General features: G+C 64.4%; 20 protein-coding genes and 1 pseudogene. 11 read left to right on the forward strand and 10 right to left on the reverse strand.

Features of this window, described 5'->3' with window-relative positions; translation table 11 throughout:
- Positions 1-77: 77 nt before the first annotated feature.
- The 4 genes from AC1RQP_RS14735 to sdhC all read right to left on the reverse strand — a co-directional run bounded on the left by AC1RQP_RS14735 (position 78) and on the right by sdhC (position 3,618).
- Positions 78-860, reverse strand: coding sequence for a succinate dehydrogenase iron-sulfur subunit (locus AC1RQP_RS14735; protein WP_028179640.1), 783 nt, complete (start codon positions 858-860; stop codon positions 78-80).
- A 107-nt stretch (positions 861-967) separates the two neighbouring features.
- Positions 968-2,803 (reverse strand): succinate dehydrogenase flavoprotein subunit, encoded by a 1,836-nt coding sequence (gene sdhA, locus AC1RQP_RS14740; RefSeq protein ID WP_492937499.1) that lies wholly within the window; start codon positions 2,801-2,803, stop codon positions 968-970.
- 3 nt (positions 2,804-2,806) lie between these two features.
- Positions 2,807-3,181, reverse strand: coding sequence for a succinate dehydrogenase, hydrophobic membrane anchor protein (sdhD, locus tag AC1RQP_RS14745; RefSeq protein WP_194393993.1), 375 nt, complete (start codon positions 3,179-3,181; stop codon positions 2,807-2,809).
- 38 nt (positions 3,182-3,219) lie between these two features.
- On the reverse strand, positions 3,220-3,618 hold the full coding sequence (sdhC, locus tag AC1RQP_RS14750; RefSeq protein WP_061880145.1) for a succinate dehydrogenase, cytochrome b556 subunit: 399 nt from the start codon (positions 3,616-3,618) through the stop codon (positions 3,220-3,222).
- 526 nt (positions 3,619-4,144) lie between these two features.
- Between sdhC and AC1RQP_RS14755 the strand changes: the two genes are divergently transcribed.
- Positions 4,145-5,005 carry a sulfite exporter TauE/SafE family protein gene (locus tag AC1RQP_RS14755; protein ID WP_492937863.1) on the forward strand — a complete coding sequence of 287 codons (861 nt, stop codon included), beginning with the start codon at positions 4,145-4,147 and terminating at the stop codon, positions 5,003-5,005.
- Between the two features lie 149 nt (positions 5,006-5,154).
- On the opposite strand, the gene AC1RQP_RS14760 is transcribed toward AC1RQP_RS14755, so the two are convergent.
- Positions 5,155-6,684 carry a malonate--CoA ligase gene (locus tag AC1RQP_RS14760; RefSeq protein ID WP_239628837.1) on the reverse strand — a complete coding sequence of 510 codons (1,530 nt, stop codon included), beginning with the start codon at positions 6,682-6,684 and terminating at the stop codon, positions 5,155-5,157.
- Positions 6,685-6,770: 86 nt separating this feature from the next.
- Between AC1RQP_RS14760 and AC1RQP_RS14765 the strand changes: the two are divergent.
- The 4 genes and pseudogenes from AC1RQP_RS14765 to AC1RQP_RS14780 all read left to right on the forward strand — a co-directional run bounded on the left by AC1RQP_RS14765 (position 6,771) and on the right by AC1RQP_RS14780 (position 10,049).
- Positions 6,771-7,495 (forward strand): annotated as a pseudogene (locus AC1RQP_RS14765) (SDR family oxidoreductase).
- 393 nt (positions 7,496-7,888) lie between these two features.
- Positions 7,889-8,443 carry a fasciclin domain-containing protein gene (locus AC1RQP_RS14770; protein WP_239628840.1) on the forward strand — a complete coding sequence of 185 codons (555 nt, stop codon included), beginning with the start codon at positions 7,889-7,891 and terminating at the stop codon, positions 8,441-8,443.
- 183 nt (positions 8,444-8,626) lie between these two features.
- Entirely contained in the window at positions 8,627-9,256 is a 630-nt protein-coding gene (locus tag AC1RQP_RS14775; RefSeq protein ID WP_492937500.1) for a cytochrome b/b6 domain-containing protein, read from the forward strand.
- A gap of 10 nt (positions 9,257-9,266) precedes the next feature.
- Positions 9,267-10,049 (forward strand): molybdopterin-binding protein, encoded by a 783-nt coding sequence (locus tag AC1RQP_RS14780; protein WP_239628844.1) that lies wholly within the window; start codon positions 9,267-9,269, stop codon positions 10,047-10,049.
- A gap of 89 nt (positions 10,050-10,138) precedes the next feature.
- On the opposite strand, the gene AC1RQP_RS14785 is transcribed toward AC1RQP_RS14780, so the two are convergent.
- Positions 10,139-11,320 carry a YbfB/YjiJ family MFS transporter gene (locus AC1RQP_RS14785; RefSeq protein WP_239628845.1) on the reverse strand — a complete coding sequence of 394 codons (1,182 nt, stop codon included), beginning with the start codon at positions 11,318-11,320 and terminating at the stop codon, positions 10,139-10,141.
- Positions 11,321-11,548: 228 nt separating this feature from the next.
- On the opposite strand from AC1RQP_RS14785, the gene leuB reads away from it, so the two are divergent.
- Positions 11,549-12,661: a 3-isopropylmalate dehydrogenase gene (leuB, locus tag AC1RQP_RS14790; protein WP_492937501.1), complete on the forward strand. Its 1,113-nt coding sequence runs from the start codon at positions 11,549-11,551 to the stop codon at positions 12,659-12,661.
- A gap of 107 nt (positions 12,662-12,768) precedes the next feature.
- Positions 12,769-13,407, forward strand: coding sequence for a DapH/DapD/GlmU-related protein (locus tag AC1RQP_RS14795; protein WP_492937503.1), 639 nt, complete (start codon positions 12,769-12,771; stop codon positions 13,405-13,407).
- 73 nt (positions 13,408-13,480) lie between these two features.
- Here the strand turns inward: AC1RQP_RS14795 and AC1RQP_RS14800 are convergent, their stop codons facing one another.
- Together AC1RQP_RS14800 and AC1RQP_RS14805 are read right to left on the reverse strand one after the other, a co-directional pair.
- Entirely contained in the window at positions 13,481-13,867 is a 387-nt protein-coding gene (locus AC1RQP_RS14800) for a hypothetical protein (protein ID WP_239628850.1), read from the reverse strand.
- A gap of 156 nt (positions 13,868-14,023) precedes the next feature.
- Positions 14,024-14,818 (reverse strand): hypothetical protein, encoded by a 795-nt coding sequence (locus tag AC1RQP_RS14805; protein WP_492937504.1) that lies wholly within the window; start codon positions 14,816-14,818, stop codon positions 14,024-14,026.
- A gap of 116 nt (positions 14,819-14,934) precedes the next feature.
- On the opposite strand from AC1RQP_RS14805, the gene AC1RQP_RS14810 reads away from it, so the two are divergent.
- Positions 14,935-15,969, forward strand: a complete 1,035-nt coding sequence (locus tag AC1RQP_RS14810; protein ID WP_239628860.1) for an aspartate-semialdehyde dehydrogenase — start codon at positions 14,935-14,937, stop codon at positions 15,967-15,969.
- Positions 15,970-16,016: 47 nt separating this feature from the next.
- On the opposite strand, the gene AC1RQP_RS14815 is transcribed toward AC1RQP_RS14810, so the two are convergent.
- Positions 16,017-16,658 carry a carbonic anhydrase gene (locus AC1RQP_RS14815; RefSeq protein WP_239628862.1) on the reverse strand — a complete coding sequence of 214 codons (642 nt, stop codon included), beginning with the start codon at positions 16,656-16,658 and terminating at the stop codon, positions 16,017-16,019.
- Positions 16,659-16,761: 103 nt separating this feature from the next.
- On the opposite strand from AC1RQP_RS14815, the gene AC1RQP_RS14820 reads away from it, so the two are divergent.
- A complete protein-coding gene (locus tag AC1RQP_RS14820; protein ID WP_239628864.1) occupies positions 16,762-17,643 on the forward strand; it encodes an HpcH/HpaI aldolase/citrate lyase family protein in 882 nt (293 codons plus the stop codon).
- Positions 17,644-17,646: 3 nt separating this feature from the next.
- Positions 17,647-18,306, forward strand: a complete 660-nt coding sequence (locus tag AC1RQP_RS14825) for an HAD hydrolase-like protein (protein ID WP_492937505.1) — start codon at positions 17,647-17,649, stop codon at positions 18,304-18,306.
- Between the two features lie 124 nt (positions 18,307-18,430).
- Here AC1RQP_RS14825 and AC1RQP_RS14830 read toward each other — a convergent pair whose 3' ends face one another.
- The gene (locus AC1RQP_RS14830) at positions 18,431-19,402 is read right to left on the reverse strand and encodes an AraC family transcriptional regulator (RefSeq protein ID WP_492937506.1); all 972 of its coding nucleotides are present in this window, start codon (positions 19,400-19,402) and stop codon (positions 18,431-18,433) included.
- 460 nt (positions 19,403-19,862) lie between these two features.
- Here AC1RQP_RS14830 and AC1RQP_RS14835 point away from each other — a divergent pair, with 460 nt between their 5' ends.
- Complete coding sequence (locus tag AC1RQP_RS14835; RefSeq protein ID WP_492937507.1) at positions 19,863-21,539, forward strand: methyl-accepting chemotaxis protein; 1,677 nt, start codon at positions 19,863-19,865, stop codon at positions 21,537-21,539.
- The last annotated feature ends 269 nt before the right edge of the window (positions 21,540-21,808 follow it).

Genomic DNA, 21,808 nt, shown 5'->3' on the forward strand with positions numbered 1-21,808 from the left:
AGCGTCGGTTCTGATTCGATCAGAACCGACAACGCTCCGGGCCCCAGTGAGACGCGTCCTCGCTCACACAGGGCCGATCAGATCTGGCGCTCGACCATCTTGAGCTTGAGCTCGGCGATGGCTTCCGCCGGGTTCAGCCCCTTCGGGCAGGCCTTGGCGCAGTTCATGATGGTGTGGCAGCGGTAGAGGCGGAACGGGTCCTCGAGATTGTCGAGCCGCTCGCCGGTTGCCTCGTCGCGGGAATCGGAGACCCAGCGGTTGGCCTGGAGCAGCGCGGCAGGTCCGAGATAGCGCTCGCTGTTCCACCAATAGCTCGGGCACGAGGTCGAGCAGCAGGCGCACAGGATGCATTCGTAGAGGCCGTCGAGCTTCTCGCGGTCCTCGTGGCTCTGGCGCCATTCCTTCTGCGGCGTCGGCGAGGTCGTCTTCAGCCAGGGCTCGATCGACGCATACTGGGCGTAGAAGTTGGTGAGGTCGGGGACGAGGTCCTTCACCACCGGCTGGTGCGGCAGCGGATTGATCTTCACCGCGCCGTCCTTGACGTCGTGCATCGAGCGGGTGCAGGCCAGCGTGTTCTGGCCGTCGATGTTCATGGCGCAGGAGCCGCAGACGCCTTCGCGGCAGGAGCGGCGGAAGGTCAGCGACGGGTCGATGTGGTTCTTGATCCAGATCAGGCCGTCCAGCACCATCGGACCGCAATCATTGGTGTCGACGTAATAGGTGTCGACGCTCGGATTCTTGCCATCGTCCGGGTTCCAGCGATAGACCTTGAACTCGCGGAGCTCGGTCGCGCCCGCGGGCTTCGGCCAGGTCTTGCCGCCCGATATCTTGGAGTTCTTCGGAAGTGCGAATTCAACCATTGCTCTAACCTTTCGTCATTCCGGGGCGGTGCGCAGCATCGAACCCGGAATCTCGAGATTCCGGGTCTGGTCCTTCGGACCATCCCGGAATGACGGCTACTGTTCGATCAATACACGCGCGCCTTCGGCGGGATGTACTGCACGTCGTTGGTCATGGTGTAGTCGTGAACCGGGCGGTACTCGATCCTGACCTTGCCGGTATCGTCCAGCCAGGCCAGCGTGTGCTTCATCCAGTTCTTGTCGTCGCGCTCGGAGAAGTCCTCGCGCGCATGGGCGCCGCGGCTCTCGGTGCGGTTGGCGGCCGAGTTCATCGTCACCACCGCCTGCGAGATCAGGTTGTCGAACTCCAGCGTCTCGACGAGGTCCGAATTCCAGACCAGCGAGCGGTCGGACACGGCGATGTCGCTGATGCCGCTGTGGACCTTCTGGATCAGGTTCTGGCCTTCGCTCAGCACCTCGCCGGTGCGGAACACCGCGCAATTGTTCTGCATCACGTGCTGCATGCCCTCGCGCAGCTTCGCGGTCGGGGTGCCGCCGGAGGCATAACGGAAATGGTCAAGGCGGCCGAGCGCCATCTCGGCCGAGTTCGCCGGCAGCTCGGGCTGCTTGCCGTTAGGCGTGAGCTTCTCGGCGAGGCGGAGCGCTGCGGCGCGGCCGAACACGACGAGGTCGATCAGCGAGTTGGAGCCGAGCCGGTTGGCGCCGTGCACGGAGACGCAGGCGGCTTCGCCGATCGCCATCAGGCCGGGGATCACCGCATTGTCGTCGCCGTCCCTCTTGGTCAGGACTTCGCCGTGATAATTCGTGGGGATGCCGCCCATGTTGTAGTGCACCGTCGGCACGATCGGGATCGGCTCGCGCGTCACGTCGACATTGGCGAAGATCTTTGCGGATTCCGAGATGCCCGGCAGGCGCTCGGCCAGCACGGCGGGATCGAGATGGTCGAGATGCAGGAAGATGTGATCCTTTTTCTTGCCGACGCCGCGTCCTTCGCGGATCTCGATCGTCATCGCGCGCGAGACCACGTCGCGCGAGGCAAGGTCCTTCGCCGACGGCGCATAGCGCTCCATGAAGCGCTCGCCCTCGGAGTTGACGAGATAGCCGCCTTCGCCGCGCGCGCCTTCGGTGACGAGGCAGCCCGAGCCGTAGATGCCGGTCGGATGGAACTGCACGAACTCCATGTCCTGCAGCGGCAGGCCGGCGCGCAGCACCATGCCGCCGCCGTCGCCGGTGCAGGTGTGTGCCGAGGTGCAGGAGGCGTAGGCGCGGCCATAGCCGCCGGTGGCGAGGATCACGGTCTGGGCGCGGAAGCGGTGCAGCGTGCCGTCGTCGAGCTTCAGCGCGATGACGCCGCGGCAGGTGCCCTGGTCGTCCATGATCAGGTCGATGGCGAAGAATTCGATGAAGAACTCGGCCGCATGGCGCAGCGACTGGCCGTACATCGTATGCAGCATCGCGTGGCCGGTGCGGTCGGCGGCGGCGCAGGTGCGCTGCGCCTGGCCCTTGCCGTAGTCCAGGGTCATGCCGCCGAACGGGCGCTGGTAGATCTTGCCGTCCTCGGTGCGCGAGAACGGCACGCCCCAATGCTCGAGCTCGTAGACCGCCTCGGGCGCGTTGCGCACCATGTATTCGATCGCGTCCTGGTCGCCCAGCCAGTCCGACCCCTTCACGGTGTCGTACATGTGCCAGCGCCAGTCGTCCTTGTGCATGTTGCCGAGCGAGGCGGAGATGCCGCCCTGCGCCGCGACCGTGTGCGAGCGGGTCGGAAACACCTTTGTGATGCAGGCGGTGCGAAGTCCGGCCTCGCTGCAGCCGACCACCGCGCGCAGGCCGGCGCCGCCGGCGCCGACCACGACGACGTCGTAGGTGTGGTCTTCGATCGGATAGGCTTTGCCGTTGGTGGCGGGAGCGCCGTTGCCCGTGCCATTCGTTGTGGCGGCCATGGGTTACACTCCGGAAGAAAGTTTCAGGATCGCATAGGTCGAGGCGAGTGCGACGGCGATCGAGAAGAAGTTGTTGAGCATGATCGCGGTGAGCTTCAGCTTCTCGTTATGGACGTAGTCCTCGATCACCACCTGCATCCCGATCTTCATGTGCCAGGCGCTGGCGAAGATGAAGAGCAGCAGGATCACCGCGATCGGCAGCGAGCCGAGGATCTGGGCAGCGCCGGCCTGGTTGCGGCCGAGCAGCATCATCACGATGACCACAACCGGAATCATCAGCAGCGTCATGGCGACGCCAGTGATGCGCTGGCGCCAGAAATCGGAGGTGCCGGAATGCGCCGCGCCGAGATTGCGGACGCGGCCGAGCGGGGTACGCATCGACGGCGGCTTCGGAGAGCCGTGGGATTCGCTGTAGCTCATCGTCCGCCTCCGATCGCATAGGCGATGATCCAGATCAGCACCGTCAGCACGATGCCGCCGATCAGGGCGCCCCAGGTCAGGGCTTCGCGCTCGTTGGCCTTGAAGCCGTAGCCGAGGTCCCACACGAAATGCCGGATGCCGCTCAGCATGTGGTGCATCAGCGCCCAGGTGTAGCCGAACACGATCAGGCGGCCGATGATGCTGCCGGTGAAGGCCTGGACGTGGGCGTAGGCGGTCGGGCCGGAGGCTGCCGCGATCAGCCACCAGGCCAGCAGCAGCGTTCCGACGTAGAGAGCGATGCCGGTGGCACGGTGAACGATGGACAGCGCCATCGTCAGGGTCCAGCGATAGGTTTGGATGTGCGGCGAAAGCGGTCGTTCGATCCGTGCGGTCATGGGCGGCTTTTGATGTTTGTTGCGGCCCAGCATGGGGCGCGCGGGGATCGCGAAAGGTCGGCTCTATTTACGGAGTCGATCTGGCCGGCGCAATCACCAAATCGCCATAAATCGAACTTGGGTTCAGCTCTATGGTCTTGATGAACCAAGGCCAATCCGGCTCTTGGTATACCAGGCCCGCGGTCCACCAACCAAGATAGGAATATAGATTCATATTTTTGGGTCGACGCGGCAAGGCGCATTGAAATCGCTATTGGAACTCCTCTAATCCGCCCATTTGCCATCGGCGGTTCGCGCCGGCCAGCGCATCGGCGCAGCCTGCCGCTCATTCCCTGGGACGGAATCTTCGCACGCAGCTCAACGGCGCCATGGCGCGCTGACGGCCGATATGCGCAGCCCGCATTCCACCCCAGCCGGGCTGCCCCGGCATGTCGACCAGATCGGTCAGATCGCCTACAGCTTTGCCCGCAGCCAGATCCGAGCCGATGCTTCGGAGGAGCTGCGCCAGTCGGCGGGGCAGTTCGGGGTGATCGCGGGTCTCGATATCAAGGAAATCGTCGAGCTCGCGCTGCTGCTGATCGCAACCGGCGCGCTCTCGGGATTTCTGGCCGGCGTGTTCGGCATCGGCGGCGGCGCGATCCTCGTGCCGGTGTTCTATGAGTGCTTCCGCATCGCCGGCGTACCGCTAGAGGTGCGGATGCCGCTGTGTGTCGGCACCTCGCTCGCCGTGATCATCCCGACCTCGATCCGCTCGTTCCAGGCGCATTACAAGCGCGGGGCGGTCGACATGACGATCCTGCGCGTCTGGTGGCTGCCGATCGTGATCGGCGTCCTCGCCGGCAGCGTGATCGCGCGCTACGCGCCGGAGCGGCTGTTCAAGATCGTGTTCGTGGCCGTCGCCTGGTCGGCCGCGGTCCGGCTGATCTTCGCGCGCGAGACCTGGAAGCTCGGCGACGATCTGCCGAAGGGCCCATTGATGCGCGTCTACGGCTTCTGCGTCGGCATCTTGTCGACCTTGATGGGCATCGGAGGCGGCCTGTTCTCGAACCTGCTGATGACCTTCTATAGCCGTCCGATCCACCAGGCCGTTGCGACCTCGTCGGCGCTCGCGGTGCTGATCTCGATTCCCGGCGCGCTCGGCTACGTCTATGCCGGCTGGCCGGCGGCGGCGAAATATCCGGCCGTCGCGGCCCTGCAGGCTCCCTTCGCGCTCGGCTACGTCTCGCTGATCGGTGCCGTGCTGGTGATGCCGATGAGTCTTGTGACGGCACCGCTCGGCGTGAGAGCCGCGCATGCGATGTCGAAGCGGACGCTGGAGGCCGCGTTCGGGTGCTATTTGTTGATCGTCGGCAGCCGGTTCGTGCTGAGTCTGGTGGGCGGGCTGTAGCCGCCGCAACGTTCGTCAATTGCGAGCGCAGCGACCTGTCCGCCGAAGCCTTGGCGAAGGCGGAAGCAATCCAGAATCCTTCCGCAAAGGCAGCCTGGATTGCTTCGTCGCAAGAGCTCCCCGCAATGACGCCGAGAGAGCGGAGCACGCTACGTCTTCGCGTAGATATCCTTGTACGTATCGCGCAGCACGTTCTTCTGCACCTTGCCCATGGTGTTGCGCGGCAGCTCGTCGACGACGAAGACGCGCTTGGGCATCTTGAACTTGGCGAGCCGGCCGTCGAGCGCCTTGAGCACCGAGGCTTCGCTGACATCGGCGCCCTTGTTGCAGACCAGCACCGCCGTGACACCCTCGCCGAAATCGGCATGCGGCACCCCGATCACGGCGGACTCGACCACACCAGGCATGGCGTCGATCTCGCTCTCGATCTCCTTCGGGTACACGTTGAAGCCGCCGGAGATCACGAGATCCTTGCCGCGGCCGAGGATGTGGACGTAGCCCTTGGCGTCGATCTTGCCGAGATCGCCGGTGATGAAGAATCCATCCGGCCGGAATTCGGCCTTGGTCTTCTCCGGCATGCGCCAATAGCCCTTGAACACGTTCGGGCCCTTCACCTCGATCATGCCGATCTCCTCGCGCGGCAATTCCTTGCCGGTCTCGGGATCGGTGACGCGCACCGAAACGCCGGGAAGGGGAAAACCGACCGCGCCGGGCACGCGCTCGCCGTCGTAGGGGTTCGACGTGTTCATGTTGGTTTCGGTCATGCCGTAGCGCTCGAGCACCGCATGTCCCGTGCGCGCCGACCATTCGCGGTGGGTGTCGGCGAGCAGCGGCGCCGAGCCCGAGATGAACAGCCGCATGTGTTTCGTGGTCTCGTGCGACAGCGCGGGATTCTGCAGGAGCCGCGTGTAGAACGTCGGCACGCCCATCAGCACCGTCGCGCGCGCCATCAGCTTGATGATCAGATCAGGATCGAGCTTCGGCAGGAAGATCATCGACGCCCGCGCGAACAGCGTCACGTTGGTCGCCACGAACAGGCCGTGCGTATGGTAGATCGGAAGCGCGTGGATCAGCACGTCCCTATCGGTGAAGCGCCAATAGTCGACGAGGCTCAGCGAGTTCGACGCGAGATTGTCGTGCGTGAGCATCGCGCCCTTGGAGCGGCCGGTGGTGCCCGAGGTGTAGAGGATCGCGGCGAGATCGTCGTTTTCGCGCGCCACCGTCGCGAATTCGCTGCCCGCCTTGTCGGCGGCCTCCGTCAGCGAGCCCTTGCCGTCGGGGCCGAGCGTCTCGACCTTGGCCTTCACCTTCGCCGCAATGGGGGCGAGGCCTTCTGCCTTTGAGGGATCGCAGACCACGAGCGACGGCTCGGCATCGCCGATGAAATAGTCGAGCTCGTTCAGCGTATAGGCAGTGTTGAGCGGCAGATAGACCGCGCCGGCCCGCACCGTCCCGAGATAGAGAACGATATTGGCGACCGACTTTTCCACCTGCACCGCGACGCGGTCGCCCGGCTTCACGCCGCGGGCGACCAGCACGTTCGCCATCTGCCCCGCGCGCGCGATCAGATCGCCATAGCTGATATGGACGCCGTCATGCGTCTCGATCGCGAGCCGCTTGGGATCGTCCAGGCCATCGAACAGGCGGGAAAACAGGTTGGCGTCGGCAGCTTGGTTCATGCAACATTCCTCGCCGGCAGAGGCCGGTCAAAACCGAGGGCTGGATTAGCAAAAACCGCCCCGCAGAAGCAACGGAGACAGTTTGCATGTCAAAAAACGGGAAACGCGTGGCCTGGGTCACGGGCGGCGGCAGTGGGATCGGGGAAGCCGGCGCCGAGGCGTTGGCTGCCGACGGCTGGACGGTGGTGGTCTCGGGCCGCCGCAAGGATGCCCTGGATACCGTGGTTGCCAGGATCACCGGGGCGGGCGGAGCGGCCGAGGCCATTGCGCTCGACGTCTCCAATGCGGCCGAGGCCCAGAAGGCGGCCGATCAGATCGTCGCAAAGCACGGCCGCATTGACCTCCTCGTCAACAATGCCGGCATCAATCTCCCCAAGCGCAGCTGGAAGGACATGGAACTGGAAGGCTGGGACAAGCTGGTCCAGGTCAATCTCAATGGCGTGCTCTATTGCATGCGCGCCGTGCTGCCGACGATGCGCAAGCAGAAGGACGGCGCGATCATCAACGTCTCGTCCTGGGCCGGCCGACACGTCTCGAAGATGCCGGGTCCGGCCTACACCACGACCAAGCATGCGGTGCTGGCGCTGACCCATTCCTTCAACATGGACGAATGCGTCAACGGCCTGCGCGCCTGCTGCCTGATGCCGGGCGAAGTGGCGACCCCGATCCTGAAGCTGCGCCCGGTGGTGCCGAGCGAGGAGGAGCAGGCGCGTTCATCGCGTCGATGCCGCCGCGCGTCTGCATCAACGAGCTGCTGATCAGCCCGACGCATAATCGCGGCTTCATCCAGACGCCGAACAACAGGGATTGAGACGCGAAGACCGTGCGGCAAACTCTCCTCGTCGTCCCGGGGCGCGACGCAGTCGCCAACCCGGGACCCATAACCACAGGGAGAAATTGTCGCGCGCAACGGGTCACTCCGAGTCTTCGCCAAACTGCTCCCTGTGCGTATGGGTCCCGGATCTGCGCTTCGCTTGTCCGGGACGACATTTGAGTGTGTCGCAGCGTGCTCGCCTCATACACGGACGCGCCGCCGCATAGTTTCACGCATCACAAAGAATTTTTCCGCGAAACCGCAACCCAAACCCTCCCGTAGTTCGGTGCAACGACGGCGCTGCTGCATCACCCCTCGACTGTCGCAGCTGCCGTTGTTGCCCCAACTCAATGCCGGCCACGCCGGTCACCATTCAATCGGGAGATCTCCATGTCGAAGCGCATTGCCTATCTCGCTGCCGCCGCCTTCAGCGCCCTCGCCATCACCGCGACCGTCGTCGCGCCGGCCAGCGCCGAGGAGAAGACCGTCATGGTCGGCGGCGCTGCGATGTTCCCGTCGAAGAACATCGTCCAGAACGCGGTCAACTCCAAGGACCACACCACGCTGGTGGCGGCGGTGAAGGCGGCGGGCCTGGTGCCGACGCTGGAAAGCAAGGGTCCGTTCACGGTGTTCGCGCCGACCAACGCCGCCTTCGGCAAGCTGCCGGCCGGCACCGTCGACAATCTGGTCAAGCCCGAGAACAAGGCGACGCTGACCAAGATCCTCACCTACCATGTCGTGCCCGGCAAGCTCGATGCCTCCGACCTCACCGACGGCAAGAAGCTGAAGACCGCCGAGGGCGAGGAGCTCACTGTGAAGAAGCAGGACGGCAAGGTCTGGATCGTCGATGCCAAGGGCGGCACCTCGATGGTGACGATCTCCAACGTCAACCAGTCGAACGGCGTGATCCATGTGGTCGATACCGTGCTGATGCCGGCGACGTAACACCGCGCGCCCCCGTTTCATCCCCCGAACAGGGTGCTTCGAGACGGCGAGCCGGGGGTCCCCGGCTCGCTTTTTTGTGACCGCGATAAGCTCGCAGCATCGATTCGATGCCGGACAGGGCGTAACGAAAGCGGAAACTTCGGCGTATAATTACCGTCAGACGATCTTCAGGACGGAACCAGCATGGCGAGTCTCACAGTCACCGACGAGCGGGTCGGGGTCACCCCGGCCAAAGTGATCCAGCCGGCCTGGGTGCGGATCATGCACTGGGTCAACGCGCTTGCCATGATCCTGATGATCCTGTCGGGCTGGCAGATCTACAACGCCTCGCCGCTGTTCGGCTTCAGCTTCCCGCGCGAATATACGCTTGGCGGCTGGCTCGGCGGCGGCCTGCTCTGGCACTTTGCGGCGATGTGGCTGCTGATGATCAACGGCCTCGCCTATCTCGTCACCGGCATCGTCACCGGCCGCTTCCGCAGGAAGCTGCTGCCGATCACGGCGTCCGGGGTGCTTCACGACGCCAGGGCGGCGCTGACCTTCAAGCTCGGCCATGACGATCTCACCGTCTACAACTACGTGCAGCGCCTGCTCTATGCCGGCATCATCGTGGTCGGCGTGCTGATCGTGTTGTCGGGGCTTGCGATATGGAAGCCGGTGCAGCTCTATTACCTCGTGATGCTGTTCGGCGATTATCCGGCCGCGCGCTATGTCCACTTCTTCTGCATGGCCGCGATCTGCGCATTCCTCGTCATCCATGTCCTTCTCGCGCTGCTGGTGCCGAAGAGCCTGCGCGCCATGATCATCGGCCGCTGAGGAGGAGACTATGGCAAAGCGCTCATTCCTGATTCCCGGCGTCGACAAGCGGCTCCTGATCAAGGACTCCCTCAAGACGATGCCCGATGTCACCCGCCGCCGCTTCATCGCAGGCGGTGCCAGTCTCGGGGCGCTGACGCTGCTCACCGGCTGCGACGTCGTCGACTCGTCCTCGGCCGAAACCATGCTCGCCAAGGTCTCGAAGTTCAACGACGCCGTGCAGGCCTGGATGTTCAATCCGGATGCGCTGGCGCCGACCTTTCCCGAGAGCGCGATCACCAAGCCGTTTCCGTTCAACGCCTATTACGATCTCGACGACGCGCCCGATATCGACGGCGCCGACTGGAAGCTCGAGGTGCGCGGTCTCGTCGACAACAAGAAGTCATGGACGCTGGACGAGCTCTACAAGCTGCCGCAGGTCACGCAGATCACGCGTCACATCTGCGTCGAGGGCTGGAGCGCGATCGGCAGCTGGACCGGCACGCCCATGCGCGATTTCCTCAAGTTGATCGGCGCCGACACCCGCGCCAAATATGTCTGGTTCCAGTGCGCCGACAAGGACGGCTACAACTCGCCGCTCGACATGCGCTCCGCGCTGCATCCGCAGACCCAGATGACGTTCAAATACGCGAGCGAGATCTTGCCGCGCGCGTACGGTTTCCCGATGAAGATCCGCGTGCCGACGAAGCTCGGCTTCAAGAACCCGAAATACGTGGTCTCCATGGAAGTCACCAACGACTACAAGGGCGGCTATTGGGAAGACCAGGGGTATAATTCGTTTAGTGGGAGCTAAAAGGGCGAATGGCGAATGGGGAGTAGCGAATAGAGAAGCACTGAAGCCAGTCCGTTCCCATTCGCCACTCACTATTCGCCATTCGCCCTCTAGGCCACCTTCCTTTGGCACAGCGACAGCACCGCCCCGAGCGCCAGCAACCCCGCCGACACGTTCAGCGCGTAGCTCAGGCTCCCCAGCGCATCCGTGATCGCGCCGACCACGATCGGCCCCAGCGTCTGGCCGACGCCGAACGAGATCGTCATCGCGGCGATCGCGGTCGGCCACACCTCGGATGGATAGTTGAAGCGCACGAAGGCCGTGGTCGAGCCGACCACGGCGAAGAAGGCGACGCCGAACACGACGGCGGAGACCGCGAGCCATGCCGGCGAATGCCCGAGGATCGGCAGTGCCGCGCCCAGCGCGTTGGTACCCAGGATGATCGCGGTGGCGAGGCCGCCGCGGTCCAGCGCCAGCACCCCGCGCCAGGCCCAGGGCGTGACGAAGGCGCTCAGCCCGATCAGGCTCCAGAACGCGGCCTGCGCCGCAGCCCCGCCGCCGCCGTCGCGCACATAGGCGATCATGAAGGTCATGTAGGCGATGTAGCCGGCGCCGAACAGGAAATAGCCGGCGAGGTAGATCAGCACGGGGAGGATCGCGAACGACGCGTGGCTGCCTTCCGAGAAGCGGACGCTGCTCTCGATGCGGATCAGGAACAGCGGGATCGTCATCGCGACGGACAGCAGCGTCAGCGCCCACCAGACGATCCACCACGAGCCCGGTCCGAAATGTTGCAGCGTGAACGGAGCGATCAGGCCGGAGGCGAGAATGCCGATGCCGGGCCCGGCATAGAACAGGCTCAGCAGGAAATTGGCCCGCTCCGGGCGCGACTGCGCGATGGTGGCGGCCAGCGCGCCGCCGGCGACGAAGCCGACTGCCGCGCCCAGGCCCAGCACGAGACGGGCCAGGCTCAGCGCGACGAAATTGCCTGATAGCGCGCAGGTGGCGAGCGCGGCGAGGCAGGCCAGGGTCCCGCCGCGGATCGCCGCGGACCAGCCGATGCGCTGGATCAGCCGGGACGCCACCAGCGCGCCCACGAGATAGCCGACGGCGTTGATCGTGTTCATGAAACCGGCGGCCGAGTAGGACCAGCCGAGGTCCTCCCGCATGTCCGGCAGCACCAGCGCATAGGCAAAGCGGCCGATTCCGAGCCCGACCGTCGCAGCCAGCGACAGGGTCAGGATCAGCCGCGCGAGGTGCGCGTTGGGCGGTAGGCCGTCAGGGGCGTGCAAGGGGTACTCCGGCGGAGGAAGTGTGGCAGGCTCCATCCGTTTTGCACAGCCGCCTCCCCGGCAATGGTGTCTTGCCAAGCACGCAACGCCGCTCTAGCACTCCGGCCGAAATTCACGAGATGCCGTCATGCCCGGCCTTGTGCCGGGCATCCACGTTCTTCGCGCCGCAAGCCAGGACGTGGATGGCCGGGACAAGCCCGGCCATGACGAAACGGAGGAAGAACGACCATGGCGACCCACAAACTGCTGCTGCTCCCCGGAGACGGTATCGGCCCCGAGGTGATGGGCGAGGTGAAGCGGCTGATCGACTGGCTCAATGCGGCCGGGATCGCCAGGTTCGAGACCGACACCGGTCTCGTCGGCGGCTCCGCCTATGACGCCCACAAGGTCTCGATCTCAGAAGGCGACATGGCCAAGGCGAAGGACGCCGACGCCGTGATCTTCGGCGCGGTCGGCGGACCGAAATGGGATGCGGTTCCGTACGAGGTGCGCCCCGAAGCCGGCCTGCTCCGCCTGCGCAAGGATCTCGCTCTGTTCGCCAACCTGCGTCCCGCCGTGTGCTACCCGGCGCTGGCCGATGCTTCCAGCCTGAAGCGCGAGGCGGTCGAGGGTCTCGATATCATGATCGTGCGCGAGCTCACCGGCGGCGTCTATTTCGGCGAGCCCAAGACCATCACCGATCTCGGCAACGGCCAGAAGCGTGCCATCGATACCCAGGTCTACGACACCTATGAGATCGAGCGCATCGCCCGCGTCGCCTTCGAGCTTGCCAGGAAGCGCAAGAACAAGGTGACGTCGATGGAGAAGCGCAACGTCATGAAGTCGGGCGTGCTCTGGAACGAGGTCGTGACCCAGGTTCACAAGCGCGAATACCCCGATGTCACGCTCGAGCACCAGCTCGCCGATTCCGGCGGCATGATGCTGGTGAAATGGCCGAAGCAGTTCGACGTCATCGTCACCGACAACCTGTTCGGCGACATGCTGTCCGACATCGCGGCGATGCTGACGGGATCGCTCGGCATGCTGCCCTCGGCCTCGCTCGGCGAGATCGACGTCAAGAGCAAGAAGCGCAAGGCGCTGTACGAGCCCGTGCACGGCTCCGCGCCCGACATCGCCGGCAAGGGCCTCGCCAATCCGATCGCGATGATCTCGTCCTTCGGCATGGCGCTGCGCTATTCCTTCGACATGGGCGATCTCGCCGACAAGGTCGATGCCGCGATCGCCGCGGTGCTCGCCAGCGGCCTGCGCACCGCCGACATCAAGTCGGAAGGCACCACGGCTGCTTCCACCACGCAGATGGGCGAAGCGATCCTGAAGGAATTGCAGAAGCTGCACGCGTAAGCGATCTGTCGTAGCCCGGATGAGCGCAGCGATATCCGGGAACTTGCCCGTCGCGTTCCCGGGTGTCGCTGCGCTCACCCGGGCTACGACTTCTCGGAGCCCGCCTCATGGATGCCTCTTCCCGACCCAAGATCGCGGAAACCATCGTCCATGAAACGGTGCGCCTGCGCGAGGCGCAGATCGGGCGCCGTTGCGAGGTGCTCGCGGGCACGCGCATCGAATATGCCTCGCTCGGCGACTACTCCTATCTGGGCGAGAATTGCGACGTCGCCGACGCGGTGATCGGCAAGTTCACGGCCATCGCCAACGCGGTGCGGATCGGCGCGCCCAATCATCCGATGGGCCGGCCGTCCCAGCATCGCTTCACCTACTGCCCCGAATATTACGATACGAGCGCGACGCGTGACCGCGACTTCTTCGCGGAGCGCCGCGGCGACCGCGTCATCGTCGGCAATGACGTCTGGATCGGGCACGCCGCCATCCTGCTGCCGGGCGTGAGCGTCGGCGACGGCGCGGTGATTGCCGCAGGCGCCGTCGTCAGCCGCGATGTCGAGCCCTACACCATCGTCGGCGGCGTTCCCGCGCGTCCCATCCGCAGGCGCTTTGACGAATCGGTCGCGGCAAGCCTGCGCCGGATCGCCTGGTGGGATTGGCCGGATGCGCTCATCTTCGAGCGCCTCGGCGATTTCCGCTCCGAGGCGATCGGGGAATTTTGCCGGCGTTACGACCCGGCGGCCAACGCGTGAGGCGGACCATCTCATCACAACAAAAATGGCCGGGCGTGAGCCCGGCCATTTTGATTTGGATCGCCTCGTCCGCTCAGTACAGCGGGAAGTTCTGCGGATAGCCGCCGACATCGCCTGGCGGCGAGAGCGGCTGGCGATCGATCGGGCGGTTCAGGTTCTCGCGGGCGAAGGACGGATAGCCAACGGCCGGCGGGAAGGCGTAGTCGGTGAACTTGCGATCGCCCGGATTGACCTCGGTGCCGCCATCCAGCCAGGAGCGCTTGCTCACATAGATGCGGGTGCGGCCCTGCTGATAGACCGCGTTGGGGCCGCTCGGGCCGTAGATGGGCCGGCCGCGATCGTCATAGCGCTGCTTGGACTTGGTGTCGGCCGAGGCCGGAGTCGCGAACGCGATGGCAATCACGGCGCCCGCCGCAAGCCAGGTCGCCAATTTGTTCGCCGCAGAAAATTTCGAGCTCATCACGTCCCCTTCAGGCGGCAGGCCGCCAGTCGATTTCACCGCATACTAGCCCGGCGGGGGTGACTGCAACTAGGTCAATTGGGTCACACCAGCGGGGAATAATCGTGCGCATCGGCAAAAGTTGCATGCAAACCAGCTACTTGAGCTTGATGCTGATCAAAGCGCTCCGCGCAATTGCGCGTTCGCGGCGCCCAGCAGCCAGTCCGCCGGGCCCGCGGGGTCACAGCGGCCGCGCTTCAGCTCGGCATGGGCGAACAATTCCGCCAGCCTCGGCTCGTTGCCCGAGGCCAGCAGCGTCAGCCGGTTCAGCGTGCAGGCGATCGCCGCGCGCCGGGCGGGCAGGCTGTCGCCCTGGCAGGTGAATCCGGAGATCTGGAGCGCCGGCTCCTCGCCGCGCTTGAGGTAGCCGAGACAAGCCTGCGCGCCCTCCATTGTGCCGGTTGGCCGGAACAGGGCGACGGGGCCGAATTTGGTGTCGATCAGGCCGGCCTGCTCGAGCGCGGTGGCCGCGCCCAAGCCCATCCGGGCGGCGAGGTCCGCGGTCGCCGGCCGTGTCACGTCGAATTCGGCGCCTTGGCGGTAGATTTCAAGCTCAGCCACGGGCCTGCCCGCGTCATCGCTCCAGCGCAGCACGTCCCTACGGCCGCCTTCGGGGTGCCTCAGGATGGTGTAAGACGCTGTTTTGTCGGAAGAATCGTGTCGGCTGACGGCGAAGGCCGGGTGTGAACGGTCCGCCACGCTCCAGCCCGGTCTCCCGGCCGGCTCGTCGTCGCGCAGATCGGGCAGCTGGCCCAGCGCTGCGAGGGCGAGGATGGCAAACAGCGCGAGCGTCCCCACATAGGCGAACAGGCGCGCCAGCGTGCCGACGACCTCGTCGGCGAAAGCGAGCAGCGCCAGCTGGATGGCGGTCCGGGTAGGGCTAACGGCCGTGCTGGCCTCAGGCGACTGCATCCACGGCCTTCAGGCATGGTCCCACGTTGTCTTGAGGCCGGTTCTCGCATAGAAGCGCTGCTCTTCCTGTTTAAGCGTCAGCTTCAGGAACGGGCTTTTTCATCGGAGAGTGAACGATGGGTTACAAAGTCGCAGTGGTCGGCGCGACCGGCAATGTCGGACGGGAAATGCTCAACATCCTGGATGAGCGCAAATTTCCCGCGGACGAGGTCGTGGCCCTGGCCTCGCGCCGCAGCGTCGGCGTCGAGGTCTCCTATGGCGACCGTACCCTGAAGGTCAAAGCGCTCGAGCACTACGATTTCTCCGACGTCGACATCTGCCTGATGTCGGCGGGCGGCGCGGTGTCGAAGGAATGGTCGCCGAAGATCGGCGCCGCCGGCGCGGTCGTGATCGACAACTCCTCGGCCTGGCGCATGGATCCGGACGTGCCGCTGATCGTGCCGGAAGTGAACGCGGCTGCGACGGAAGGCTTCAAGAAGAAGAACATCATCGCCAACCCGAACTGCTCGACCGCGCAGCTCGTGGTCGCGCTCAAGCCGCTGCACGACAAGGCCACGATCAAGCGCGTCGTGGTCTCGACCTATCAATCGGTATCGGGCGCCGGCAAGGACGCGATGGACGAGCTGTTCTCGCAGACCAAGGCCGTCTACACCAACAGCGAGATCGTCAATAAGAAGTTTCCTGCGCGCATCGCCTTCAACGTCATCCCCCAGATCGACGTCTTCATGGAGGACGGCTACACCAAGGAAGAGTGGAAGATGATGGCGGAGACCAAGAAGATTCTTGATCCCAAGATCAAGCTTACGGCCACCTGCGTGCGCGTGCCGGTGTTCGTCGGCCATTCCGAGGCCGTCAACATCGAGTTCGAGAACCCGATCAGCGCGGACGAAGCCCGCAACATCCTGCGCACCTCGCCGGGCTGCCTCGTCATCGACAAGCAGGAGCCCGGCGGCTACGCCACGCCCTATGAGGCGGCCGGCGAGGACGCCACCTATATCAGCCGCATCCGCGAGGACGCGACCGTGGAGAACGGTCTGGTGCTCTGGTGCGTGTCGGACAACCTCCGCAAGGGCGCAGCGCTCAACGCGATCCAGATCGCCGAAGTGCTGATCAACCGCAAGCTGATCAGCGCGAAGAAGAAGGCGGCGTAACTGGCGAATGGTGAGTTGCGAATGGCGAGTGGATCATTCGCCATTCGCTATTCGCCATTCGCCATCTTGAATTCCTTCGTCGTCTTGTCCAGCACGAACAGCGAGCCCTCCGAGACGCCGAAATAGGCGCCGTGCGTCTGCATCTGGCCGCTCTCCACCGCCTTGCGCACGAACGGGAAGGTCATCAGGTTTTCCAGGCTGCGGAACACGGCGGCCTTCTCGATGCGCTCGACGAACTGCGCCATGCTCTCGTGCTCGCGCTGCTCGACCACTTCGCCCGGCTTGATGAACATCTGCATCCATTTGCCGATGAAGTCGCCCGGCGTGAGCGGCTCGATCTTGTCGACGAAGGCGCGGATGCCGCCGCATTGCGCGTGGCCAAGCACCACGATGTGCTTCACCTTCAGCACCGTCACGGCATATTCCAGCGCCGCCGAGACGCCGTGGGCGGTGCCGTCGGGCTGATACACCGGCACGAGGTTGGCGATGTTGCGGACGACGAACAATTCGCCGGGGCCGACGTCGAAGATCACCTCCGGCGAGACGCGGCTGTCGCAGCAGCCGATCACCATCACTTCCGGCGACTGCCCCTTCACCGACAGCTCGCGATAGCGGGTCTGCTCGGTCGGCAGCCGCTGGGTGGCGAAGGCCTTGTAGCCTTCCAGCAAATGCTTCGGGAATGTCATCATACCTATGCCTAATCATAGACCGCTGGGGTGAACAAGCCTTTCGAATGGGCAGTCCAAGTGCTATCGGCTGATGTCAGACGACAGACGAGGAAGGAACGCTTGCATGACCCGCCCGCGCCGCAGCCATCTGTTCATGCCCGGCTCCAACCCCCGCGCGCTGGAAAAGGCGCGCAATCTCTCCGCCGACGGGCTGATCCTCGATCTGGAAGACTCGGTCGCCCCCGAGGCCAAGGCGGCGGCACGTGACGGCATCGCCGCCGCCATTGCGGCCAAGGGTTTTGGCAAGCGCGAGATTTTGATCCGGACCAACGGTCTCGACACGCCGTGGTGGGCCGATGACGTCGCGATGGCCGCCAAGGCATCGCCGGACGGCATCCTGGTTCCAAAAGTTTCAAGCATCGAGGATCTCGACGCCATCGGCCGCCGCCTCGCCGAGCTCGGCGCCGCGCCGAGCGTGAAGGTCTGGGCCATGATCGAGACCGCGCGCGCGGTGCTGCACGCCGAGGAGCTGGCCGCCGCCGGACGCGATCCATCGCGGCGCCTCTCCGGTTTCGTGTTCGGCCCGAATGATATCTCGCGCGAAACCCGCATCAGGATGCTGCCGGGCCGCGCCGCGATGATCCCGATGATCACCCACTGCATCCTGGCGACGCGCGCCCACGGCCTCGAGATCCTCGACGGCCCCTACAGCGACATCGCCAATTCCGACGGCTTCGCCACCGAATGCGCGCAAGCCCGCGATCTCGGCTTCGACGGCAAGACGCTGATCCACCCCTCGCAGATCGACGCCTGCAACGCGATCTTCACGCCTCCCGAAGAGGAAGTCGCGCGCGCCCGAAAGATCATCGCCGCGTTCGAGCTGCCCGAGAACGCCTCGCGCGGCGCGATCCGCCTCGACGGCGCCATGGTGGAGCGCCTGCACGCCGACATGGCCCGGCGCACGATCGAGATCGCGGACGCGATCGCAGCGATGGGGAAGGGCTGAGGTGTGCCTCAGACCCGTTCCGTTCTCCTCGATCTCGACGGAACTCTGGTCGATTCCCGCCCGGGCATTGTCGCGAGCTGCTCAGCCGCATTGCGTGTGCTCGGACACGATCCCGCCAAGGCACCCGATATAACCATCGGGCCACCGCTCGAAGACATCCTGCAGGTATTGCTTGCCGCGTACGGCGACGACCGGGTCAATGAAGCCGTCGTGGCCTATCGCGAGCACTACGGCACAACCGGTCTGCTCGGGAGTGAACTCTATCCCGGGATCAGTGATGCGCTTGACGAGATGCGTCGCGCCGGATTGCGGATCTATCTCGCCACATCGAAGCGCGAAGTCTTCGCGCGGCGAATTCTGGAAAACTTGAACTTGTCGCAGCACTTCGACGGCATCTACGGCTCGGTGCCAGGCGGCAAGCTGGATCATAAGCCGGAGCTGCTCGCCCATATCCTGTCCGAAGAGAATGTCTTCGCCTCTTACGGCCTCATGGCCGGCGATCGTCGCCACGACATTGCCGGCGCTCACGCGGTCGAGATGCGCGGCCTCGGTGTGCTCTGGGGATATGGCAGCCGGGAGGAACTCGAATCGTCCGGTGCAGACCAATTGGTGGAGCGACCCTCTGATCTCTCTCGCGTGGTCCTGTCGATGCTGAGCGGGTAGGCTCGGCTCTGCCCGCTACAAGATGCGAGGTCGTGCTGTCCCCGGCTGTGCCGATCCGCTGCTCGCGCACCTTCGCAATCATTCCGCGGCGCGCCCACCGCGATATAGAGCGTGTATCATCGTCTTACTGCCTTCGTCGCGCATTCTTCAGAGTCTCGGATGGCAGCTCACCGACGGTCCGCCGATATTCGGACGCGAAGCGTCCGAGGTTTCGGAAGCCGCATTTGAACGCCACGGCCAGCACGCTGGTCTGTACATCGGGCCGACGCAACAGCTCGGCCGCGTGCTGAAGCCGAACGCGGCGCGCGAACTGGCCGGGGGATCCGCGTCCGGCATCGGAGAACTCGCGGAAAATCGTCCGCACGCTCACATTGGCGATCCCAGCGATCCTTTCCAGATCGAGAGGTTCGCCCCAATGAGCCTCGATGTAGGACTCCACGATGTCGATCGCGGTCCGGTTGGCGCCCGGAGCGGAACGCTGAAGCCGGCTGGAGAAATTGTGCCGATGCGCCAGGAGAATCCGGACCATCAGCGCACGCTCCAGCTCTGCGATGGCAATGGGTGAGTAATCCTGCCCAAATCGATCCAGCTCTTCCGCGAACCTGAAGACCTCCTGGCGCACATGCGTCATGACCGCGGGATTGGCTTCGCCTGCGGTGAAACGCAGCTTGATGTCACTGTCGTCGCCGAGCATGCTCTTCAGCAGGCGCTCCAGCGCGGCGGCATCTATCCTCACCACCAGCTGGCGGTAGCCTGGCGCAAAGTCGAGATCCAGCCTGGCGTCGCCGGAGATGATCGGGCTCCAGGCCTCGATCGGCTGGCTATTTCCCTTCGTTCGGAAGCCCGCAGATCCCTGGATGGAAAAGAGCTGGCGGAGAATCTGCGATTCAGGAAAGGAGAGCGATGCCGCGCCCTCGTAGGCGCAGAAGGCGAGGCCGATGGACCTCAAGCGAGCAAAATTGGCCTCTATGCCGAACTCATCGTCATACTTGTCGAACCGATCCGCGCCGTAGGCCGCAAACAGGCGGTCGCGCGCGAACTCGCTGTCGCGCGACCGAATCAAGGGATAGCGGTCAAGATAAATAACGGTGCCCAAATCAGAGTTCCTCACCGTGCAAACTACCGTATCGCCTACGAGGCGCCACCAATTCGAGATTGAATGCAACGGCTGTCGGACGTGCCTGGATCACTCGAGGCGGCATGAACCGCACCCATGGCGGCTGCGACGAAATGCCCGGACGCGCACTGTAGCTGCGAACGACATCGACTTCGCTCACCGGCCAGCTGCGCGCCGCGATGCCGACGGTAAGCGAATGCTTGCTGCGAGCGCTTTGTCAGATTGCGATAGTGATTTTAGGACCGCGTTTGCAAGTTCAGGGCCCGTGCCGCCGCCGCCCGGTCGCGCGTCGCTGTCAGGTTAGCCGCTTTGGCAAAATCCGGCCATTGTGTCTGCGATCGGACAAATAGTTCGATAATTCGATTCAGATATCCCAGTTCGTATTGCGAGCAGAAACCCGCCTCGGCGTGCACACAACCGGGTTGATATTGGAGAGATCATGTTCAAGCGCAAGTCGAGCTCCGACGCGTTGACGTTGATGGCGGCGAAGGTCGTAAGTGCCAATCTGATGATCGCGGATAACGACCTCAAGATCGTCTACATGAACGACGCTGTGACGGATCTGCTTCGTGCCGCCGAGAGCGATCTCAAGAAGGGGCTGCCGCACTTCAACCTCGACACGCTCGTCGGGACCAACATCGACGTATTTCTCAGGAATCAGCAACATCAGCGCAGGATGCTCGCGAGCCTCAGTGGTGTGCATCGCGCGACGATCCAGATCGGCGAGCGGGAATTCGACCTCGTTGCAACTCCCTTGAGCAGCGCCGACGGCAGCCGGGCGGGCGTCGTGGTGGAATGGTCCGATGCCTCGGTTCGTCTGCAGAACCTCGATTTCGGGGCTCAGGTTGCCGCCGCGAACCGCTCGCAGGCGGTCATCGAGTTCAACATGGATGGCACCGTTCGCAGCGCCAACGAGAACTTCCTGCATACGATCGGCTACACCCTGAACGAGATCCGGGGCAAGCATCACAGCATGTTCGTGGCCGAGGCCGAGCGGGGCAGCGCAGCCTATCGCGAGTTCTGGGCCGCGCTCAACCGCGGCGAATACCAGGTCGCCGAGTACAAGCGCATCGGCAAGGGCGGCAAGGAAGTCTGGATCCAGGCTTCATATAATCCAATCCTCGACGAGAAGGGCAACCCCTTCAAGGTGGTGAAGTTCGCGACCGACGTCACCGCCGAGAAGCTGAAGAACGCCGATCTCGCCGGCCAGGTCGCGGCGATCGACAAGGCCCAGGCCGTGATCGAGTTCAACATGGACGGCACGATCATCACCGCCAATGCCAACTTCCTCGGCGCGCTCGGCTATTCGCTGGCCGAGATCAAGGGCCAGCATCACAGCATGTTCGTCGAGCCCAGCGAGCGCGACAGCGCCGGCTATCGCGAGTTCTGGGCCGCGCTCAATCGCGGCGAATACCAGGCGGCCGAATACAAGCGCATCGGCAAGGGCGGCAAGCAAGTCTATATCCAGGCCTCGTACAATCCGATCCTCGATCTCAACGGCAGGCCGTTCAAGGTCGTGAAATACGCCACCGACACCACCAAGCAGGTGCTGGTCCGCATGGGCAATGAGCGCGTCCGAGGCATGATGGAATCGGTCGCCGCCGGCTCGGAGGAGCTCAACGCCTCGGTGCGGGAGATCTCCGAGGCGATGACCAAATCCCGCGAAACCGCGATGAGCGCGGTGGAGCAGGTCTCGGCTGCCGACGCGCAGGCCCAGCGCCTCACCGAGGCCGCGCAGGCGATGAGCGGCATCGTCGAACTGATCAACAACATCACGGGGCAGATCAACCTGCTCGCGCTCAACGCCACGATCGAGTCGGCCCGCGCCGGCGAAGCCGGCCGCGGCTTCGCCGTGGTCGCTTCCGAGGTGAAGGGCCTCGCCAACCAGGCCAAGCAGGCGACCGACAAGATCGGTCAGGAGATCGGCAGCCTCAACCAGATCTCGGGCGACGTCGTCGACGCTCTGAGTGCGATCAAGCAGGCGATCAACAATGTCAGCGAGTACGTCACCTCGACCGCCGCAGCGATCGAGGAGCAGAGCACGGTGACGAACGAGATGTCGACCAGCATGCAGCGTGCCGCGGCCGAAGCCGCGGCGATGGCTGGTCGCGCGTGATCAGACGATCACGTCCTCGGAGCATCCTGTAGTTCAATGGGCCAAGCCGACGACTGAGCACGGGATAGGAAAGGGCGCCGACCAGCAGAGCAGCCGCTCGCGTCTTGCTCTACCAATCGCGTTGAGTATCTCTTCCTGGACATCTGCCTAGCGCGGATTTCCCTTGCCGGTCGCTGTGCACCGCAACGGCCGTTGCTTGGCGCGAACATGCCTGTGATTTGGATCACACAGGCCGGCTGCTTGCTTCGATAAATTCGCGTCGCTTAAAT

This window comes from Bradyrhizobium sp. GW821-FHT13H06 (assembly GCF_058803975.1).